Origin of the sequence: Neobacillus sp. YIM B06451 (genome assembly GCF_032667185.1) — a bacterium.
In the GTDB taxonomy this organism is placed as follows: domain Bacteria; phylum Bacillota; class Bacilli; order Bacillales; family Cytobacillaceae; genus Bacillus_D.
On record NZ_JAVFKJ010000001.1, the window covers coordinates 38,860 to 56,826 of the forward strand.

A 17,967-nucleotide genomic window follows, 5' to 3' on the forward strand; every position below is an offset into this window, starting at 1 on the left:
GAAGCAGAGATGTATCCTTTGTTATATAATCAGCGATTCGTACAGGGGGAAAGGGAATGATTTACAACAAAACAGAGAGAACAATCGAAACGGATCGTCTGCATTTGCGCCTGTTTAACGAGGGGGACGCGAACGAAGTCAGCAGGATGTGCAATAATTTTAATATTTACAAAAGCACGTTGACGCTGCCGTTTCCGTATCCGTTGGAATGCGCGGTTTCCTGGATAGCCAGCCATGAGGAAAATTTCAATTCAGACCGTATGTATGAATTCGCTGTTACGGACAAAGTAAACGGCAGATTGTATGGGGCCATTGGGATATCGAATAAAAAACAGCACAAACACGGCGAACTCGCCTACTGGATTGGCGAAGAATATTGGGGAAATGGCTATGGAACGGAAGCCGCAAAAGCTGTGATCGAATTTGTTTTTAAAGAAAAGGGCTATCACAAAGTTTACGCACGCTATTTTACTTCCAATCCCGCTTCAGGAAGAATCATGCAAAAATGCGGGATGGTGTACGAAGGCACACTCAAAGACCATGTTTTTAAGAACGGGACCTTTGAAGACCTTGATTTATACGGGATTATTAATCCTTTTGAGTAAAGCTTAATATAGGGGTTACTTTTTAGATGGGGCTGTCTGCCAAGGCAGTCTTTTTTCAATGAGTAAACGATTAGGACCAAATAAGAACTGAAAATTCGACAGTTTTTTTATTTCACATGCATAATATCCTTCATTTAGGGTAAAGGACCAAGGGTTATTTGGCAAATCCTTCTATAAATTCCATTCTAAAGGGTTTGTGAATTAGAAAAATAGAATTGAAAGGGGATTAGAATGAAAAGAGCTAAACTAGTTGTTGCTTTATTTTTCACAGCCGTTTTGTTGCTGGGCTGCCAGGGAAAGGACGAGGGCGGACGTAAAAATCAGGAACCAAAAGAAGAAGGAATCGTCCCAGGGAAGGCGATTGCCACTTCAAAGCCTGATGAAGTGGAGCTTCCGGCTACCACGGGCGAAGAATACATACAGGAAGGCAAGGGGAATCTTTATCAGAAGTTCATAGAAGGCAAGGAATTTACCGATGACAAGGAAGCTTTAGAAAAAGCAACTTCAGATGCGCTGGATGCTTACATCCAGGAAGTTGGAAAGAAAAATACGAAAAAATGGGACGAGAAAAAGTGGGCGGCATCCATCACCAAAGCGCTCCGGGCAGGCTATAAAGATGTTGCAGAAGAGCTGGAAAACTACCCTGTCGTTTACGAAAAACTGAGGTTGCCGGACGGCCGCCTGCTCGAGGACCTCACTATGGACGAAGTGACTAAGGATGAAGATAAAAAAGTGAATGTTGTCATGGCCATTGATTCGAGCGGCAGCATGAAGGCGAAGGTGGACGGGGAGGCCAAGATGGCACTCGCCAAAAAAAGTATCGAAAGCCTGGCAAAGGAACTTCCCGAGTCCGTAAAGGTTTCTCTTATAGCCTTTGGCCATCAAGGAACGGGCAGCGATGCGGATAAGTCGAAATCCTGCAAGGCGGTGGAAACGATGTACCCGTTGAATACATTTGAAGGGACAGCATTCGGTAATTCATTGAAAAAGTTTGATGCAATGGGCTGGACTCCGCTGGCGGCCGCGATTTCGATGGCAAACGAGCAGTTGGCCGCGGAAAAGGATGAAAACACGGAAAACTTTATTTATGTTGTCAGTGACGGGATTGAGACATGCGATGGCGACCCGGTTGCCGCAGCGAAAAAAGCTGTCCAGGATAATACAAATGTCAAAATCAATATCATTGGATTTGATGTCGATGATGCTGCTGACCAGCAGCTCAAAGTGGTAGCTGAGGCTGGCGGCGGTGAATATTCCTCTGTTAAAACAAAGCAGGAGCTCGAGGAAATTAAGAATGTATGGAAAGAAAAAATCAACATAAATACATGGAGATGGTGGGCCGTCCACCGTTTTGCCGACAATGTGTGGACGACGCTGGACCACAACAACGCTGTTGATTCGCTAATGGGTAAATCCTACAAGCTCAGGAAGAACGAAGAAAAGCGATTCAAGGAACTGCTGGACCGGCTTGAGGAAAAAGGCATGATTGATGCTGTAAAGAAGAATGCAATTTCTAAGTGGCTCTGGGACCGGAATGACAAAATCAATACGTATTTCTCGGATTTGGATAAAAAGAAAAGCGATGAAATCAAAGCCAAATCCGAAGATTTATCAAAAAAATTGGACGCAATCGAGAAGCAGGTTGGGCTGTAAACACGCTGGAATATCGCTTGGCGAACAATTTTTTTAGACCCGGCTTAGGGTCTTTTTTTTATGGGGAATCAGCCGGTATGTGGCTCGTCCTTAAATTGCAATGTTTCTCTGTTGACTGCAATGGGAACAGGAAATTGGCATGCCATCACATAGGAGGGATTCTAAATGAGCAAGACCATTTTCATTACAGGCGCGGGAAGCGGGCTTGGGAGAGGTGCCGCGATTGGCCTGGCGAGGAAAGGCCATCGGGTTATTGCAGCCACAGAACTGACTTCGCAAAAAACAGACTTACTGCGTGAAGCAAAGGATATGGGTTTGGATATGGATGTATTCAAACTGGATATTACAAATCCGCGGGATCGTGAAGAGATTCCCAAATACGACTTTGATGTATTTGTTGCCAATGCTGCCATTAATGAACGAGGGCCAATCGCTGAAGTGCCGCTGGACCGCTTCCGTGCGATTTTCGAAGTGAATGTTTTCGCGACGCTTGAAACAGTCCAACTGGCGGCAAGAAAGCTTGTCGAAAAAAAGGGTGGGAAAATTGTGTTCATGAGTTCCATGGCTGGAATTATGTCGTCTCCATACGGCGGACCGTACGCAGCCACGAAACATGCGATTGAAGCTATCGCGCAAACACTGAAGCAGGAGCTTGAAGGATTTGGAGTGAAGGTTGCGACCATAAATCCCGGGGCGTTCAATACCGGCTTTAACGATCGAGCCGCAGAAGAACTTTGGAAATGGTACGATGAGGAAAAGAATTTTACGAAGAGAGAGGATTTGTTAAAGGCTGAAGAAGGTTTGGAAAATCAATTTGATCCTCAGGATATGATTGATAAAATGGTCGAAATCATCCCGGCTGACAAGCATTCATTCCGCATCGCCTACCCGGAGGAAACCAAAAAGCAAATGAAAGATACAGAAAAAAAGTGGTGGGAGATGGACATTTAACAAATTATTCTCATGAATCCCTTAAACGACAACGGGTTTTACGAGGATTATGGTAAAATTTAATGCGAAAGACAGGAGATAAAGTAAAGGCTCATGCTCCATACAGGGAGGAAAAAAGTATGGTTTATCAAGAAGGCCATTATATTAAAATTAACTCCGCCACCAACAAAAAAACTTCGGCTTTTTACATTAATTTTACCTGCAACCTTTGCAGTGAGAACTATGTAATTGGCTATGACAACAGCCGCTATGGGCAAATAGGCAGTTTTTCATGTAAATGCGGGGCTACCTATTATGTGAATGACTTGGATGGGTATTTGTCGCCCGTAACCGTATATTATAATAGCATTAGGGTTGCAGAGGTCCAGCCATACCCAGGAGATTAAAATTCTATATTCCTACCAATGCCTAACAATATAAAAAACTGCCAGTACTAGATGATAAAATAATTGAACCAATTAAATGAAGCTCCCGAACGGTGGAGTGAGTCGAATATAAGTGGATGGCCACTACTAAAGGGGACATAATTGGTTTTTCGAGTTCCTTTTCCACTTGAATTCAATGGCTCCCGTCTAATTACTAAATCCTTTGCGTATTTCCTTCATTAAAAGGTATTTTTCTCACTTGTTCCCCTTACGGTTTGTGTTATATTTTGGATATAGAGAGTAAAATACACGGTTGGGGGAAAAGGGATGAGAAAGCCGGTAATTGGGATTACTTCTGCCTATGTTAAACACAATGAAAATATGGAAGGCGCCTATGTCCATCATGATTATCACAAGGTAGTGGCCGCCAATGGGGGAATACCGATCATTCTTCCATACATCAGCCCGGAAATGGCGCTTGACATGCTCCCTCTGGTTGATGCGGTTATCCTCAGCGGCGGCGAGGATGTCAATCCGGATATGTATGGCCAGGAGCCGCACCGTAATTTGGGCCCTACCATTTTTGAACGGGACTTGGCCGAAATTGCCATCGCGAGGTATGCGATTGCACATGATATTCCGCTCCTCGGCGTTTGCAGGGGCAGCCAAATCCTGAACGTCGCCCTCGGCGGGACATTGATTCAGGACATTCCGAGCCAGGTGCCGGAATCCATCCAGCATGGGCAAAAGATTCCGAGGCACAAGGACTCACACTGGATTTCAGTCTCACCCGATAGCAGGCTGTTTCAAATCTTCGGTACCGACCGGGTTAGGGTGAACAGCATTCACCATCAGGCACTGGACATAGTGGCCAATGATTTACGCGTTGTGGCGCGGTCGGCGGATGGCATTGTGGAGGCGGTTGAATACGCGAAGCCTTCCAGATTTACGATTGGCGTCCAATGGCATCCGGAATCGCTCGCCCCAACCGATGAAGCCATGAACCGGCTATTCAAGGAATTTATCGCTTGCAGCGTGAAGGTTCCCGTTTTTTAAAAAAATAAAGTACAAAATCTCAGGAGACGGTATAAGGCCGTTTCCTGTTTTTATTTTCCTGAAAAGTGAAAGCAGGGGTCTCTCCTACATCTTTACAGGGCCTTAAGCCCTATTTTAGTGGGAAAAACCACCCGGAATTTTACTTTAAGATAGGATTTAATAAAATTATAGTAGAGGGCGATTAGCGGCCAATAGAATCTATAAATCTAGGAGGATCGGGATGTCAAACCGAGATATTAGAAAAAATGTTCAAGCCCGTTTAGTTATTAGGAGAGGCTGAAAATCACCATCATTAAATTTTCTGTCTTTTCTGATTTTAATCACTGAAATAAAGGATTTTCTAACTTCACTATAGAATAATAGATATAGATAGTATTTTTACTAGAAAGGCAGTCCTGTTTTTGTAACCTTTTTACCTAAGTCTGAATCAAATAAAATAAAGTGGATTTGTTGGAAAGGCCCTTATAGAGAAGCCGCTGTTGTTCGCTTGGGGCCGCTCGATCGGCTAATTCAGGTTTTTTCCTATGTACACTTGCTTAGGCTGCTTTGCACTAATTCTCTGGGAGGGAACAGGGATGAAGGATAAAATGAAAAGGTGCTTCAAATGCAAGAAATTGATTGCCAATTCGTCAAAGGTTTGTTTCCGTTGCGGAAGCATCAATCTGGAAAAAAAGACACTAACCGCAAATGGCTAAAGGTTTCCGGATGAAATGGGTGCTGGCAGTGGTGCTGGCCACTTTTGCCGGAGCAATTCTTTTCTCTAGCAAGATTTACTATCCGCCGCTTCCAATTCAACAAATGAGCAAGAAGGAAGTTATAGAAAAAGCGAATGGAATGGATGGCCAGATTGTAAGGCTATCAACTGAAAACAATTATGCATGGTATATTCTTCGAGGACGAAATATGGAAACAGCTGACCAGGCCATCATAGAGCTCGTCAATCGGTACGGCTGGACTTATTTCCAAAAGGAAGGAAGTGGCCTGTTTTTTGAAAAACAGGGAGATACTCTCATTCTCACAACTCAAAAATGGACTAGGGACTACACCTTGGTTAAAATCCCGGTCAGGTTCGACAAATAGCCCAACATAAAAAGCAGCCAATTTGCGAAAATTTGGCTGCTTTTTTGATATTCCAAAAAAGATTCAGACTGGCCTCTACTCCTTAACGACCGGAAGGACAACGTGGGATGGATACGTTTTGTTGCTAAGTATGGTTGCTATACCGCCAAGCTGGTTTAGAAGATTTGGTATAGGCGAAATGGAATGCGGGAAGTCGCTTGGACCGATGGCGACGCGGAGACTGTGCCCTTCTTTAATGACGAAATTAGAAGGGAAGATTTCAACGTTCAGTTCCATGACTTCCCCAGGGGTGACCTCCTTTACCATAGCCTTCGTGAAAGGGTGCCATGGCTGGATGTTTTGCCCATCCAAAAACCTGCTTTTCTTTTCATCCACTGCCCGATGGGAGGCGGCGAGCCAGCCTGCCGTTATTTCCTTCGAGCTTCCATCTGGCGCGACATCTGTCAGCCGGACAGACAGGACAAGTTCCCTGGCTGTTGTTTTTGCGAAGATGTTCGCGGCAATTGGCCCGGAAACCTTGAGGTCTGAACTGGCGGGTGCAGTCGTATAGGTGAGCTCGGTCAATTCTGTCAGGCGATTGTCCTTTGTACATGGAATGGCGCTTGGAGTACCAGCCATCCATTGGTTTGTGCTTCCAGAGCAAATCCCATTCAATGGCTGCTGGAACATCGACTTGGAAGGTTCAAGCAAGGCTGGTGTGTCTTTCGTTAGAAGATTTCCCGCCCGCAGGTAAAACTTCTCTGCTGCAGTTTTCTGATGTGGCCAGCCAGGCTGGACGATAAATTTGTCCTCTCCAATTACGTATTGTGTGACGTCCGGTATTTTGTTGATGTTCGTATTGATCCCCATCAAGTACTGATCGAACCACCTAAGCGCGACTTGATCGAGGGCAGGGACATTGCCATCAGGAAGGCCGCTCCCATAATCCCCGTGCGTCCAGTTCCCCATGAGCAGCTTTGTTGTGATGCCGTTGGCCCTTAGTTTTTCATAAAGAAGGGGCGTTCCCCGCTGGAATAAATCATGAAGGCCGCCTGTAAAAAATGCAGGTACGTTGATTCGGTCTGCCCCAGTGATTGGAGACCGCAGCCATGATTGCGGGCCGTCATACGCAAATTCCCCTCCAGTCAAGACGGAGCTTAGGGTACTGGCAGGAAACCCTGTCGTTTGCCCGGCATGGCTAATCAACAGGGTGGAAGCCATGATCGGCTCCGAAAGTGTGTAAGTTGGCGGAAGCAAACCACTTCCGGTTACAAGGCCAAGCCAGAGCGGAATGAATCCTGTATTAACGAGACCGCCCGACATCAGGATGTCCCGGTACATGTCCGCCATCGGGACAATCGGAAAAATAGCCTTCAAACCATCCGGCTGATGTGCGGCGGTTAGAAGCTGATTGATTGCCCTGTAGGATGAACCGTAAAGTCCGACTTTACCGGTACTCCACGGCTGGCGGGCCGCCCATTCGACAAGTTCTTTTCCATCGAGCTGTTCCGCTTCGCCAAAGGAGTCCCACGTGCCCTGGGATGTTCCGGTCCCCCGGACATCGACAACCATGTGGGCATAGCCGCGCTTAATAAAGTATTCGTTCAAATTTTCCTTATTGCTGACATTTTTATTATAAGGGGTTTGTGTAAGGATGACAGGGAATGGGCCTGGCCCGTCCGGGAGATGCACATCGGCCGCGAGGATGACCCCATCCCGCATCGTGATAAAGATGTCTTTTATTGTTTTATAGCCTGAGAATTGCTCTGGCCGGTCATATATTGTTTCTTCCCATTGCTGCAAAGGTGCAGGGGTCTTTTCGGGGGCAGTACTTTTCGAAGATGCTTTGCTAAGGGCTGGATTCACTAAAAGAGCCACCATGATCAGCAGTGAGATACAAGAGCGGATATATCTCCACCTCATTGGCCGAGCCTCCTTTTTGTAAGGGTTTACATTCATAGTAAACAACAAGGCCGGTTTGTTAGATACTGTAAAGGTACTAAATAGAAGGGTACTTATGGAGTATTTTGCAAATTTACACGCTGGTAGTGTAGAAATGTGGCGGGAAAAAATCGAAGAGGCCATGGGAAGTGGAATCACGTAAGGCAGAGGATCGTATCTCTTTTACAAAATAAAAGAGGCAGAGGATTCTGTCCCCTGCCTCACTTTAAATTAGATTGCTTTTTTCATACTAATGCTTTTTCCTTCTTTTCGGCGTTCCCTGTACTCAGCCGCCGCAGTGAACAGGACGTCTGTTGAAGAGTTGAGGGCTGTTTCAAAGGAGTCTTGGAGGACACCGATGATAAAGCCAACACCAACGATTTGCATGGCTATATCGTTTGGAATTCCGAACAAGCTTGCCGCGAGAGGAATCAGCAATAATGAACCGCCGGCTACTCCGGATGCGCCGCATGCGCAAATTGCTGCAACTACACTAAGAATGATCGCTGTTGGGATATCAACCTGAATTCCCAGTGTATGGACGGCCGCGAGTGTTAAAACGGAAATTGTTACAGCTGCACCAGCCATATTGACGGTTGCGCCCAGCGGAATAGAGACGGAATACGTATCCTTGTCCAATCCAAGCTTTTCACAAAGCCTCATATTAACAGGGATGTTGGCCGCGGAACTACGTGTAAAGAAGGCGGTAATCCCGCTTTCGCGTATACACTGGAAAACAAGCGGATATGGATTCATGCGCGCTGTAAAGTATACAATCAGCGGATTGACAACGAATGCGACGAACAGCATGCAGCCGATTAATACCGCCAACAGTTTGCCATAGCTTAACAAAGACTCAAGGCCACTTGTTGTGATTGACTCAATAACTAGGCCCATGATGCCGAGCGGAGCCAATTTGATTACCCATGTAACAACTTTTGTTATGGCATCAGAAAAATTGGAAATAAGTGTTTTGGTTGTATCCGGTGCATTGCGCAGGGCAATCCCCAGGACGATCGCCCAGGCAAGGATACCGATATAGTTCGCATTGAATATCGCTTTTACAGGATTGTCGACAACGTTCAGAAGCAAAGTCTTTAGGACTTCGACAACTCCACCCGGGGCCGATAAATCCTCCGCACCTTCTGCAAGAGTCAGGCTGACAGGGTAGGCAAAGCTGACAATAACCGCGATTAATCCAGCCAGAAAGGTTCCCAGAAGATAAAGGACAATGATTGATTTCATATTCGTTTGGTGGCCGCTCTTATGCTGCGCGATGGCCGACATGACCAGGAACAGGACCAAAATAGGCGCGATTGCTTTCAGGGCGCCTACAAATAATGAACCTAAAATAACTAAAGGCTTTGCTACGCTAGGAATCGCAACAGCCAGGATGATACCAACCACCAAACCGATGATGATTTGCTTGACCAGGCTTAATTGATTCCATTTCTTAAATAGACCTTTCATATTCTCCCCCCGTTTGTGCAAATTGACTTGATGCTTCTTGATGATAGCCTTTAAAGCTATCTGTGCATAACGTTAATTTAGAATATTATATTGAAAATTTAGATATATTACAATGAGTAAAATCACTTTGTCCGAAAGAAACATGGAAGTTAAACCTTTAATTTACAATTGTTCAATAAAAATCCATAAATATATTTGTAGATATTAAGATTCAAGAGCCTACCCTAGGTTCCTGAACCAGTTCATTTCTGTGCATATTTTATTATTTCAATATAAAAGAGAATGGCATTCATGTCATTTTCGAAGGCAGCATTCTCATTTGTTCCATGCATCCTTTTTAAGTTTTCAGAGGTGATTTAGACCGGAAGAAAACGGGAGGTACCTTTTGCCATACTTCCATAAGCAGGCAGTCTTAACATTTAATTGTTAAAATATTGTGTAAATTATATTTTTATAAAGAAGGGATTTTTCAGAGATTTGCCTAAATATCATTAAAGAGACAGTAGGATTAAGAATGGAGGGAATGAAGAATATGTCAAGTGCAGCTGGAACCTATATTGAGGTAGAACCGGGAGTGGAGTTGTTTGTCCAGGAGGCTGGGAGTGGGGATCCGATCGTTTTCATCCCAGGCTTTACGTTCACTACAGAAGTTTTTTCTGCGCAGATGGAGCATTTTTCAAAAACGAACCGCACCATTGTTTTTGATCCGAGGAGCCATGGGCGTTCTTCAATTACTCTTCATGGAAATGAGTATGTAACCCATGGATCCGATTTGGCCGCGCTCATGGCAGCATTGGAACTTGAGAATGTAACTCTTGTAGGCTGGTCGTTCGGATGTTTAACCATTTGGGAATATATCAGGCAGCATGGGACAGAAAATATCAAGTCATTAATTTTTGTAGATATGCCGCCAAAATCATTATCGATTAACCAGGAGACGGAATGGGTAGAGGGAACTCTCGATGATATTGGAGGAGCTTACAATGCATTCCTTAGGAATCCACAGGGGCAAAGGGAGTTTATCAGTGGCTATACAACCGGCGTAATGATTCAAAGGGAGTTAGGGGAAGAAGAACTGAACTGGATTGTTGAGCAATCAATGAAAACCCCCTATTATATAGCCGCTAATTTGTTTGCCAGCGGGATGTTCTCGGACTATCGCGAGGAAGCAAAACGTGCGAGCAGCTCTGTTCCCACTCTCAACATTGTTGCTGAGCATTGGGGAGATAAGGCAGCTGAATACCTTCTAAAGCTAACTCCAAATGCCAATGTCAAGGTTCTTGGAGGGCACATGATGTTTTGGGAACATAGCGAGAAGTTTAACGAAATCGTTACCCAGTTCCTTAGCGGCCAAAAGTGAGGAGAGGGACGTTCCTATCGGCTATTGGAAGTGAAGATGTGCAGGAGGCAGTGTTGCCTCCTGTTTTTTTCAAACTGGGGCAAATTCGCTTTTGAAAAAATCATTACCAAAATTACATTGAGCGGGAAATCCTCGGCTTGTCAGATGAAACATTAAAGGATAGGAATCTTGGAACGAGAATTAATACAGTAAACAAGCGGGGAGGAAGAAGCTGTGTCGTTTCTTGAGTATAAAGATTATGATGGACTTGGGTTGGCCGAACTTGTAAAAAAGAAAGAAATTCACCCAAGGGAGTTGGTGGAGGAAGCAATAAAAAAGATTGAAATGCTGAATCCCAGTTTGAATGCGGTCATCAACAAAATGTATGAAAAGGGCCGTTTGGCGGCAGAGAAGGCGAGCGATGATGGTGCCTTTGCGGGGGTTCCAATGCTCATGAAGGATATTACACAGGAAATAGAAGGGGAGCCGTTGACTTCGGGCTCCAGCTCGCTGCAGAGCAATAGGGCAAAACAGGATTCGGCTTTTGTCCGAAAGGTTAGGGAAACAGGGGCAATTTTCCTGGGGCAGACGAATGTTCCGGAATTCGCATTGATGGGGATAACGGAACCTGCCCATTATGGGCCGACTCGAAATCCCTGGAATGAAAACCACACTCCGGGCGGATCGAGCGGAGGGTCGGCGGCAGCGGTTGCTTCGGGAATGGTTCCTATTGCGGGAGCGAATGACGGAGGAGGGTCGATTCGAATCCCCGCTTCCTATTGCGGTTTGTTCGGAATGAAGCCTACAAGAGGAAGAACGCCTGTAGGGCCATCTTTCGGAAGGCATTGGCAAGGTGCATCAGTCGACCACATACTGACCAAATCAGTAAGAGACAGTGCAGCTATGCTGGACGAACTTGCTGTTAATGAAAAAGGGGCGGCTTTCCTTGCACCTCCATATAAGGGCTCTTACCTTGAAGAGGTTGGCATTTCGCTTGAAAAGGGGAGGCGAATTGCCTTTTCAGTCCGCTCGCCAATTGGCACGGAGGTCGATCCGGAATGCAAGGAAGCAGTTTATAAAACTGCAAAGCTGTTAGAAGAAATGGGGCATCATGTAGAGGAAGTGGATGCACCGGTCAATGGGAAAAAAATCGCAAACAGTTATTTAACCCTATATTTCGGTGAAGTTGCAGCAACACTGGCTTCCCTTGAAGATACACTCGGCAGAAGAGCGAGGTTCGGAGATGTCGAACCAACCACTTGGCTGCTTGGGCTTATAGGAAAAGCCACATCCGCTGAAGATTTTGTTCTTGGACTCAGGGAATGGGATCGGGCGGCATATCAGATGGAAGAATTCCATGAAACCTATGACTTTTACATAACTCCAACGACAGCGTTTCCACCGGCAAAAATAGGCGAATTGGAGCCCGGGCCCACTGAAAGGATGGCGATTCAGATAGTTGGGAGGTCCGGAATGGGAGGGGTCCTCAAAAAAATAGGGATTGTCGACCAGCTTGCCGAGAAAAGCCTGATGAGGACCCCTTTTACCCAACTGGCAAATTTAACTGGCCAGCCTGCAATGTCCGTACCGATGCACATGACAGAAAACGGTCTACCATGCGGCGTTCAATTTATGGCGGCCAAAGGAAAAGAAGACATTCTATTCCGGCTAGCCGGCCAACTCGAGCAAACGAGCCAATGGATAAGCTTGAAGTGAATGCGGTTAAGTGAGGGAGGGGGGGTTCCTCTTCTTCACTTAATCGCCTTTTAAGGTACAAAATCAGGCCGTCCGCTTTGCAATTCTTCTGTAAGTACCATTTCTCCTCCAATGGCTTCGATTGCGGCGCCAATCGACTGGAGCCAATCACCAGTGATGGCAATTCGCTGGGCCTCTGGCAGAACACCTGGTGCACGAAGCGTTACTTCTTTTGTTACACCTATCGACTCCACAATTTGCCCAATCATCTGGAACACAACCCCGGTAGCCAGTGTTTGCTCTCCTTCAGTTTTATCGCTTATAGATAATAGTTTTAAAACGAGTATGGCTTCCATTATCTGCCCGATTGCCTGGATCCAAATTGAGATTGCGATTTGCTTTTCAAGAGTTAATTTAAGCTCCTCAAGTTCTTTCTCCTGAACATTCTTTTCTTTCTGTTTTGTTGACTTGGCATACTCCATTTAAGACACCGCCCCGGCAATGATACTTTCAATGTATTCAACAGGGGTCTGATTTGTTTGAACGTTAAGTGATATTCTGGTTCGGTAATCTATTCGAAAAACTTTTACCCAATAAAAAAGTGAAGCCGAAATGGCTTCACTCCTTATCGTTCACAGGCGTAGTTGTCTTTGTCCCTGTCCATTTTTGCCTGATAGGCTGGATGCGTTGATGGCACGCCGTTCGGATACTTTTTCCTTAACTCAGTACAGTTTTTGAAAAACTCGGTTTTCGTTCCGGCGGGTGGTGTCGTTGTAGTTGATTTAGCAGGCTGGGAGGCAGCCGGCTTAGGTTGTGAAGTGCCTTGAGCTGATGGTTTCGGATCAAGGTCGCCTTTCGTTGTCCCGTTCGGCCCATATGCCCATAGTCCCTTGTTGTTTTGGCGCGCCTCCCGTGCAAACTTCACGAAGTAATTGCTGTATTTGACATCGGGAGGGTAAGTGGAAGGTTCCGCGTACCCGTTCAGGACGAGCTCGGCATTGAACATTTTTGCGCGAATTTCCTTTTCATCCATGTCATTCGTTGGGACAGCAAGCCAGATGATGCGGAGCTGGCGTCCGTACCGGTCCGTATCGCTCACATCTTTTTGGATCCAGATTTGTTTCCCATTTAATCTCGATTTCGTATAATCGCTTGCTTCCTTGCCGTAGGGTTCGTGCCTAGTCGTTGATTCCGGCGTATTCACTCCGACGAAGCGGATTTTTCTGCCGTCGGTTGTATGGATTGTATCCCCGTCGACTACACGGCCAACCGTAACCTTTTCAAGTGCAAGGGCGGCAACGAGCGCATTAGTTTTTTCTTCCTGCTTGGCTTTTGCCTCAGCTTCAGCTTTACGTTTCGCTTCCGCTTCAGCCTTTGCTTTTTCCTCGGCCTGTTTTTTCGCTTCTGCTTCAGCTTTTGCTTTATCTTCAGCTAGTTTTTTTTCCTCAGCTTCAGCTTTTGCTTTCTCTGCTTCCTCTTTGGCCTTTTCCTCAGCGGCTTGTTTTGCTAAAAGTTCTTCCTTGGCCTTTTCGTCCGCTTTCTCTTTATCTATAGCGGCTTTCTTTTCGCCAGCATTTTTGTCAACTTTTACAGCTGGCTTGGAAGAGGCTTGGCCCTCGGTCGCCTCGGCAAATGTTCCTACCAGAATAAAGGTCAAAACAACTCCCGCTGTCAGGAACAACCAAGGTTTTTTAAAATAAACCTTGCCCTTTGACTTCTGGTGGCTCAGCCAAAAACCTGCCCCGTAAACAGCCACGCCAATCAAGGCGATTGGTGCCGCAGTCGTTAGGATCAACAAAAACAACAGCAGCAAAATCATCATAATGGTCTTAATAAGCTTCAACTTCTCTTTCCCCCTAATAATCATTCGCTACCAATTATACCAATATTTTTAAGTTGGATATGATGGTATTTAATGGCTTATAGGGAAATAAGTTACTTTGCCAAGCAACAGTGGAGCGATGAAAAATCTTATTAATAGAAAGAATCACTTTAAACCGGCAATGGAATCGCGATATTTTTTTAAAAAGGAAGGGTCTAACAAGCGTTTTGTTGAACTTAAATAATGAAACGCCAATGGAATGGAGGAAAGTAACTTCATGCTGCAATCAGACTATGCAAGAGCAAAATGGAACAAGAAGCATAAAGAACGGCTGGCGGACATGTCCGACCCTTTGCCGAATGAACGGTTGAAAAACCTTTCTCCAACTGTACAGGGAGGGACTGCCATTGACCTCGCATGCGGCTTAGGCGGGAATAGCTTGTACTTGGCAGAACAGGGTTTCGTGGTTGAGGCAGTCGATATTTCGGAAACAGCAATTGAGTTTGTGCGGGAGCTCGCTGTGAAGAGGAGATTAAATATCAATGCCTCGGTTATGGACCTGACTGATTCGGAAAATCTTCCATTTAAAAATGGCGCGTATGACCTTATTGTGATTGCGAATTATTTGGACCGTTCCTTGTTTCCTTATGTTAAGCGCCTTTTGAAGGAAGGAGGCCATTTCTTTATGGAGACGTATTATAATTCTCCTAATAAGGAAGGGGGGAAGGTTTCAGAACGATTCCGGCTCAAGCCGAATGAACTGCTGGAGCAGTTTTGGGAGTGGGAGGTTCTCTTTTTTGAAGAAAATGAACAGGAAGGGCGGCAAATCATTTTTTGCAGAAAGCCCGGTTTGTTAGAATGAAATTTACTACATATAGGGAGGATGGTTGGGAATGGCACGTAAGACGCGGCTTGGAAGGACGGAATTAGAGGTGAATCCGATTGGCATGGGAACGAATGCGGTCGGGGGGCATAATATTTATCCGAATATCGATGAAATGGCAAGCTATGACATGATCCGGGCCGGTTTGGAAAATGGCCTTAATTTTTTCGATACTGCATACTATTACGGATTGGGGCGGTCCGAGGAAATTATCGGACAGGTGGTAAAAGAGGCCGGTAAACGTTCGGAAGCGGTCATTGCCACAAAAGCTTCCTATACATTTGTCGGGAATGAAGTTGTTCATAACAATGACCCGGCATTTTTGACCCGTTCCGTCGAGGAAAGCCTTAACCGTCTTCAGTCGGACTATATCGATTTGTTTTATATTCATTTTCCGGATAAGAATACGCCAAAGGATGAGGCGGTCGGAGCGTTGAAGCGTCTGAAGGACGAAGGGAAAATCCGTGCGATCGGTGTCTCCAACTTTTCGCTTGAGCAGTTGAAGGAAGCAAATAAGGATGGCTACATCGATGTTTATCAGGGCGAATATAATTTGCTGAACCGCAGTGCCGAGCAGGACTTATTTCCATATTTCCGCGAAAAAAATATTTCATTTATCCCTTATTTCCCGCTAGCAAAAGGGCTTTTGACCGGGAAGTACGACATGAATACAAACCTTGAAGGGAAGCGCGGGAAGTTTTTCCAAAAGGAAACCTTTGAGGCAGCTTTGGAAAAAGTAGAAAAAGTAAGGGAAATCGCTGAGCAAAAAGGCGCGGATATTGCAAATGTCGTCCTCGCCTGGTATTTGACACGCGATGTCATTGATGCGATCATCCCGGGAGCAAAACGGCCAGAACAAGTAATGAATAACTTGAAAACGCTGGATGTCAATTTGACGGAAGATGAAATACGCCAAATCGACCTTGCGTTTAGGGAGTAGGTTAAAGAGCTTTAGCTTAAATCCTGACACTATTTCAGGCTTCAAGGCTGGAGCACCCAATTGTACCTTGGATAAAACGTAAAAAGGAAGGCCTTTAAAAAGCCTTCCTTTAAAAATTAAGCTGATGCCGGTTTGAAGTTAATATGCAATTCGAGAAGTGTTTTGCTTGCCGCGGCAATTGCCTGATTTTGGGCATTTATTTTCGCATAAACCGCCAATGAAGCTTCTGTATTCCCTTGTTTTTTTACATATTCATCGAGTTGCTTTTTCAGTCCTGCAAGCTGGACGGAGCTTGTGGCAAGTTCGCCCGTCATGCTCACGTAAAATTCCGCTTCTGCTTTTGCCGTAACAGGAGTGGCTGCCGCTTTTGCATAAAAGTCGACGATTGCTTTCGTAGTTGCAGCCACTTTTGCTTCGGCTTTGGCCACCTCGCCGGAGATCACGGCTACTTGTTTCGCTGCTTCAGCCTTCAGGTACTGGCTATGCAATTCGTCCAGCTTCTTTTTCAAAGCGGCATTCGCCGATGTTTGGACGGTGATTTTTCCATAAATGGCAACTGTGGCATCGGTTTTTCCGTTTAGTTTGACGTGAGCGTCAAGCTGCTTTTTTAAAGAAGACAAGAGGACCGCATGCGCAGTAATTTCCCCTGCCGACTTTTTATAAAAATCCGCCTCTTCTTTTGCGGTTACCGCAGTGGTTGCCGCTTTCGCATAAAAATCCGTAATATTCTTTGAAGTGGCTGCCAGGTTTGCTTCGGCCTTCACTAGGGCTTCATTGAAGGAGGCGAGCTGCTTGGCGGCTTCCTTTTGAAGGAACTGGCTGTGCAAGTTATCAAGGTTCTTTTTTGCTACGGCAATTGCATCATTTTGGACGGTAATTCTTGCATAGAGGGCTATCGTTACATCTGTTTTCCCATATACTTTCACTAGTCCATCGAGCTGCTTTTTCGCATTTGCGAGCTCTTTTGACGCGGAACCTAAATCAGTTGATGTTTTCTTATAGAACTCCATCTCAGCTTGAGCCGTAACGGGAGTGGTTGCCGCTTTCGCATAAAAATCGGCTGTTGCCTTTGAGAGTGCGGCCACTTTTGCCTCAGCTTTTACGACGCTATCCTGAATGGAAGCCATCAGTTTGGCTACATCAATTTGTTTTTGCTTCTGGACAAATTGGTTGTGCAAATCGGCAAGCTTTTTTTGTTCCTGGGAGATGACATTTGTTTGCGCTGTAATTTTAGCGTAGGCCGCGATGACTGATTCCGTTTTTCCATATTTTTTGGCCACCTGGTCGACCTGTTTTTTGAACGCTTTCAGCTGGTTGCTGTTTGCCTTCAATTTGCCCGATGTGCTTGAGTAAAATTCAGCTTCTGCTTTAGCCGAAATTGTACCGGTTGCCGCTTTCGCATATAGCTCGGCCGTAGCTTTTGCCAGTTTGCTCGTGCTTGCTTCTACCTTGGCAATATTCTTAAGTATGGATGCAAGGCGCTTTTTTGCTTCTTTATCCTTGGCAGACGCCTTTACCGAGACAGAAGCTGAAACCTTTACTTCGGATTTGTGTCCCACGGTAGTGGCCGAAACGTTTCCTGCTGCAGAGGAGAATGCCAATCCAAGAGCAAGGGCTGGTACTGCAATCTTCAATGACTTTTTCAAATGTAAAACCCCCTAACTGAATTTACCATACGTTTCGGTGGGTGGAATTTCTTTTTGTGGGTAAATCTGAGAAAAAGATGCATTTTGTGGAAAATAATTTTCGCTATAATTTTGTAGCAATTTTAGACACCATCCCGTAAAAAATGACTTTCTTGGGACGCTAGCCTCAGAAAGCAAAACAGCAATATCGACGCGGAATGAAGGGTATACTAAATTTGATGGTTTTTTAAAAAAAAGGGGGGAGGGGCCACTATGGGAATTGTCATCGTGGATATATGCCAAAGCAACAGCATCAATGTGCTTGATATTGAAACGATCCTCGAATCGGAATACCCGGAAGTGTCCGTTCTCCAGAATGATTGCCTGTCGTTTTGCGGGATGTGTGCGAGAAGCCCGTTTGCGATTGTGAATGGGAAGAGGGTTTTTGCGAAAACCCCCGAGGAGTGCCTGGAAAAAATCCGAAAGCAGATTGAAAAGGAGCTTGCGATTTTTGAATAAAGCTTCACATCAGGATAGTCTTCCGAACAGGTGGCAAACCTTCG

General features: G+C 45.4%; 16 protein-coding genes. 11 read left to right on the top strand and 5 right to left on the bottom strand.

The annotated features are described in order from the left end of the window. Nucleotides 1-56: 56 nt before the first annotated feature. The 6 genes from RB160_RS00165 to RB160_RS00190 all read left to right on the top strand — a co-directional run bounded on the left by RB160_RS00165 (nucleotide 57) and on the right by RB160_RS00190 (nucleotide 5,710). Nucleotides 57-605: a GNAT family N-acetyltransferase gene (locus tag RB160_RS00165; RefSeq protein ID WP_316568196.1), complete on the top strand. Its 549-nt coding sequence runs from the start codon at nucleotides 57-59 to the stop codon at nucleotides 603-605. Nucleotides 606-836: 231 nt separating this feature from the next. Continuing rightward, entirely contained in the window at nucleotides 837-2,258 is a 1,422-nt protein-coding gene (locus RB160_RS00170; RefSeq protein ID WP_316568197.1) for a vWA domain-containing protein, read from the top strand. A gap of 165 nt (nucleotides 2,259-2,423) precedes the next feature. Further along, the gene (locus RB160_RS00175) at nucleotides 2,424-3,209 is read left to right on the top strand and encodes an SDR family oxidoreductase (RefSeq protein ID WP_316568198.1); all 786 of its coding nucleotides are present in this window, start codon (nucleotides 2,424-2,426) and stop codon (nucleotides 3,207-3,209) included. A gap of 119 nt (nucleotides 3,210-3,328) precedes the next feature. After that, the gene (locus RB160_RS00180; RefSeq protein WP_316568199.1) at nucleotides 3,329-3,595 is read left to right on the top strand and encodes a hypothetical protein; all 267 of its coding nucleotides are present in this window, start codon (nucleotides 3,329-3,331) and stop codon (nucleotides 3,593-3,595) included. A 306-nt stretch (nucleotides 3,596-3,901) separates the two neighbouring features. Continuing rightward, nucleotides 3,902-4,630 (top strand): gamma-glutamyl-gamma-aminobutyrate hydrolase family protein, encoded by a 729-nt coding sequence (locus RB160_RS00185; RefSeq protein ID WP_316568200.1) that lies wholly within the window; start codon nucleotides 3,902-3,904, stop codon nucleotides 4,628-4,630. Between the two features lie 714 nt (nucleotides 4,631-5,344). Further along, nucleotides 5,345-5,710: a hypothetical protein gene (locus RB160_RS00190; RefSeq protein WP_316568201.1), complete on the top strand. Its 366-nt coding sequence runs from the start codon at nucleotides 5,345-5,347 to the stop codon at nucleotides 5,708-5,710. A gap of 75 nt (nucleotides 5,711-5,785) precedes the next feature. Here RB160_RS00190 and RB160_RS00195 read toward each other — a convergent pair whose 3' ends face one another. Next, nucleotides 5,786-7,612 (bottom strand): CocE/NonD family hydrolase, encoded by a 1,827-nt coding sequence (locus tag RB160_RS00195; RefSeq protein WP_316568202.1) that lies wholly within the window; start codon nucleotides 7,610-7,612, stop codon nucleotides 5,786-5,788. Between the two features lie 249 nt (nucleotides 7,613-7,861). After that, a complete protein-coding gene (gene sstT / locus RB160_RS00200; protein WP_316568203.1) occupies nucleotides 7,862-9,100 on the bottom strand; it encodes a serine/threonine transporter SstT in 1,239 nt (412 codons plus the stop codon). Between the two features lie 532 nt (nucleotides 9,101-9,632). On the opposite strand from sstT, the gene RB160_RS00205 reads away from it, so the two are divergent. Both RB160_RS00205 and RB160_RS00210 read left to right on the top strand, forming a co-directional pair. Then, on the top strand, nucleotides 9,633-10,460 hold the full coding sequence (locus RB160_RS00205) for an alpha/beta fold hydrolase (RefSeq protein ID WP_316568204.1): 828 nt from the start codon (nucleotides 9,633-9,635) through the stop codon (nucleotides 10,458-10,460). Between the two features lie 213 nt (nucleotides 10,461-10,673). Further along, the gene (locus RB160_RS00210; RefSeq protein ID WP_316568205.1) at nucleotides 10,674-12,155 is read left to right on the top strand and encodes an amidase; all 1,482 of its coding nucleotides are present in this window, start codon (nucleotides 10,674-10,676) and stop codon (nucleotides 12,153-12,155) included. A gap of 50 nt (nucleotides 12,156-12,205) precedes the next feature. Here the strand turns inward: RB160_RS00210 and RB160_RS00215 are convergent, their stop codons facing one another. Together RB160_RS00215 and RB160_RS00220 are read right to left on the bottom strand one after the other, a co-directional pair. Then, nucleotides 12,206-12,616 (bottom strand): DUF6944 family repetitive protein, encoded by a 411-nt coding sequence (locus RB160_RS00215; RefSeq protein WP_316568206.1) that lies wholly within the window; start codon nucleotides 12,614-12,616, stop codon nucleotides 12,206-12,208. A gap of 143 nt (nucleotides 12,617-12,759) precedes the next feature. Continuing rightward, nucleotides 12,760-13,977 (bottom strand): thermonuclease family protein, encoded by a 1,218-nt coding sequence (locus RB160_RS00220; protein WP_316568207.1) that lies wholly within the window; start codon nucleotides 13,975-13,977, stop codon nucleotides 12,760-12,762. A gap of 256 nt (nucleotides 13,978-14,233) precedes the next feature. Here RB160_RS00220 and RB160_RS00225 point away from each other — a divergent pair, with 256 nt between their 5' ends. Continuing rightward, entirely contained in the window at nucleotides 14,234-14,818 is a 585-nt protein-coding gene (locus tag RB160_RS00225; RefSeq protein WP_316568208.1) for a class I SAM-dependent methyltransferase, read from the top strand. Between the two features lie 31 nt (nucleotides 14,819-14,849). Next, nucleotides 14,850-15,779, top strand: a complete 930-nt coding sequence (locus tag RB160_RS00230) for an aldo/keto reductase (protein ID WP_316568209.1) — start codon at nucleotides 14,850-14,852, stop codon at nucleotides 15,777-15,779. A gap of 116 nt (nucleotides 15,780-15,895) precedes the next feature. Here RB160_RS00230 and RB160_RS00235 read toward each other — a convergent pair whose 3' ends face one another. Next, entirely contained in the window at nucleotides 15,896-17,425 is a 1,530-nt protein-coding gene (locus tag RB160_RS00235) for a hypothetical protein (protein WP_316568210.1), read from the bottom strand. Between the two features lie 252 nt (nucleotides 17,426-17,677). Between RB160_RS00235 and RB160_RS00240 the strand changes: the two genes are divergently transcribed. Next, nucleotides 17,678-17,923 carry a YuzB family protein gene (locus tag RB160_RS00240; protein WP_316568211.1) on the top strand — a complete coding sequence of 82 codons (246 nt, stop codon included), beginning with the start codon at nucleotides 17,678-17,680 and terminating at the stop codon, nucleotides 17,921-17,923. The last annotated feature ends 44 nt before the right edge of the window (nucleotides 17,924-17,967 follow it).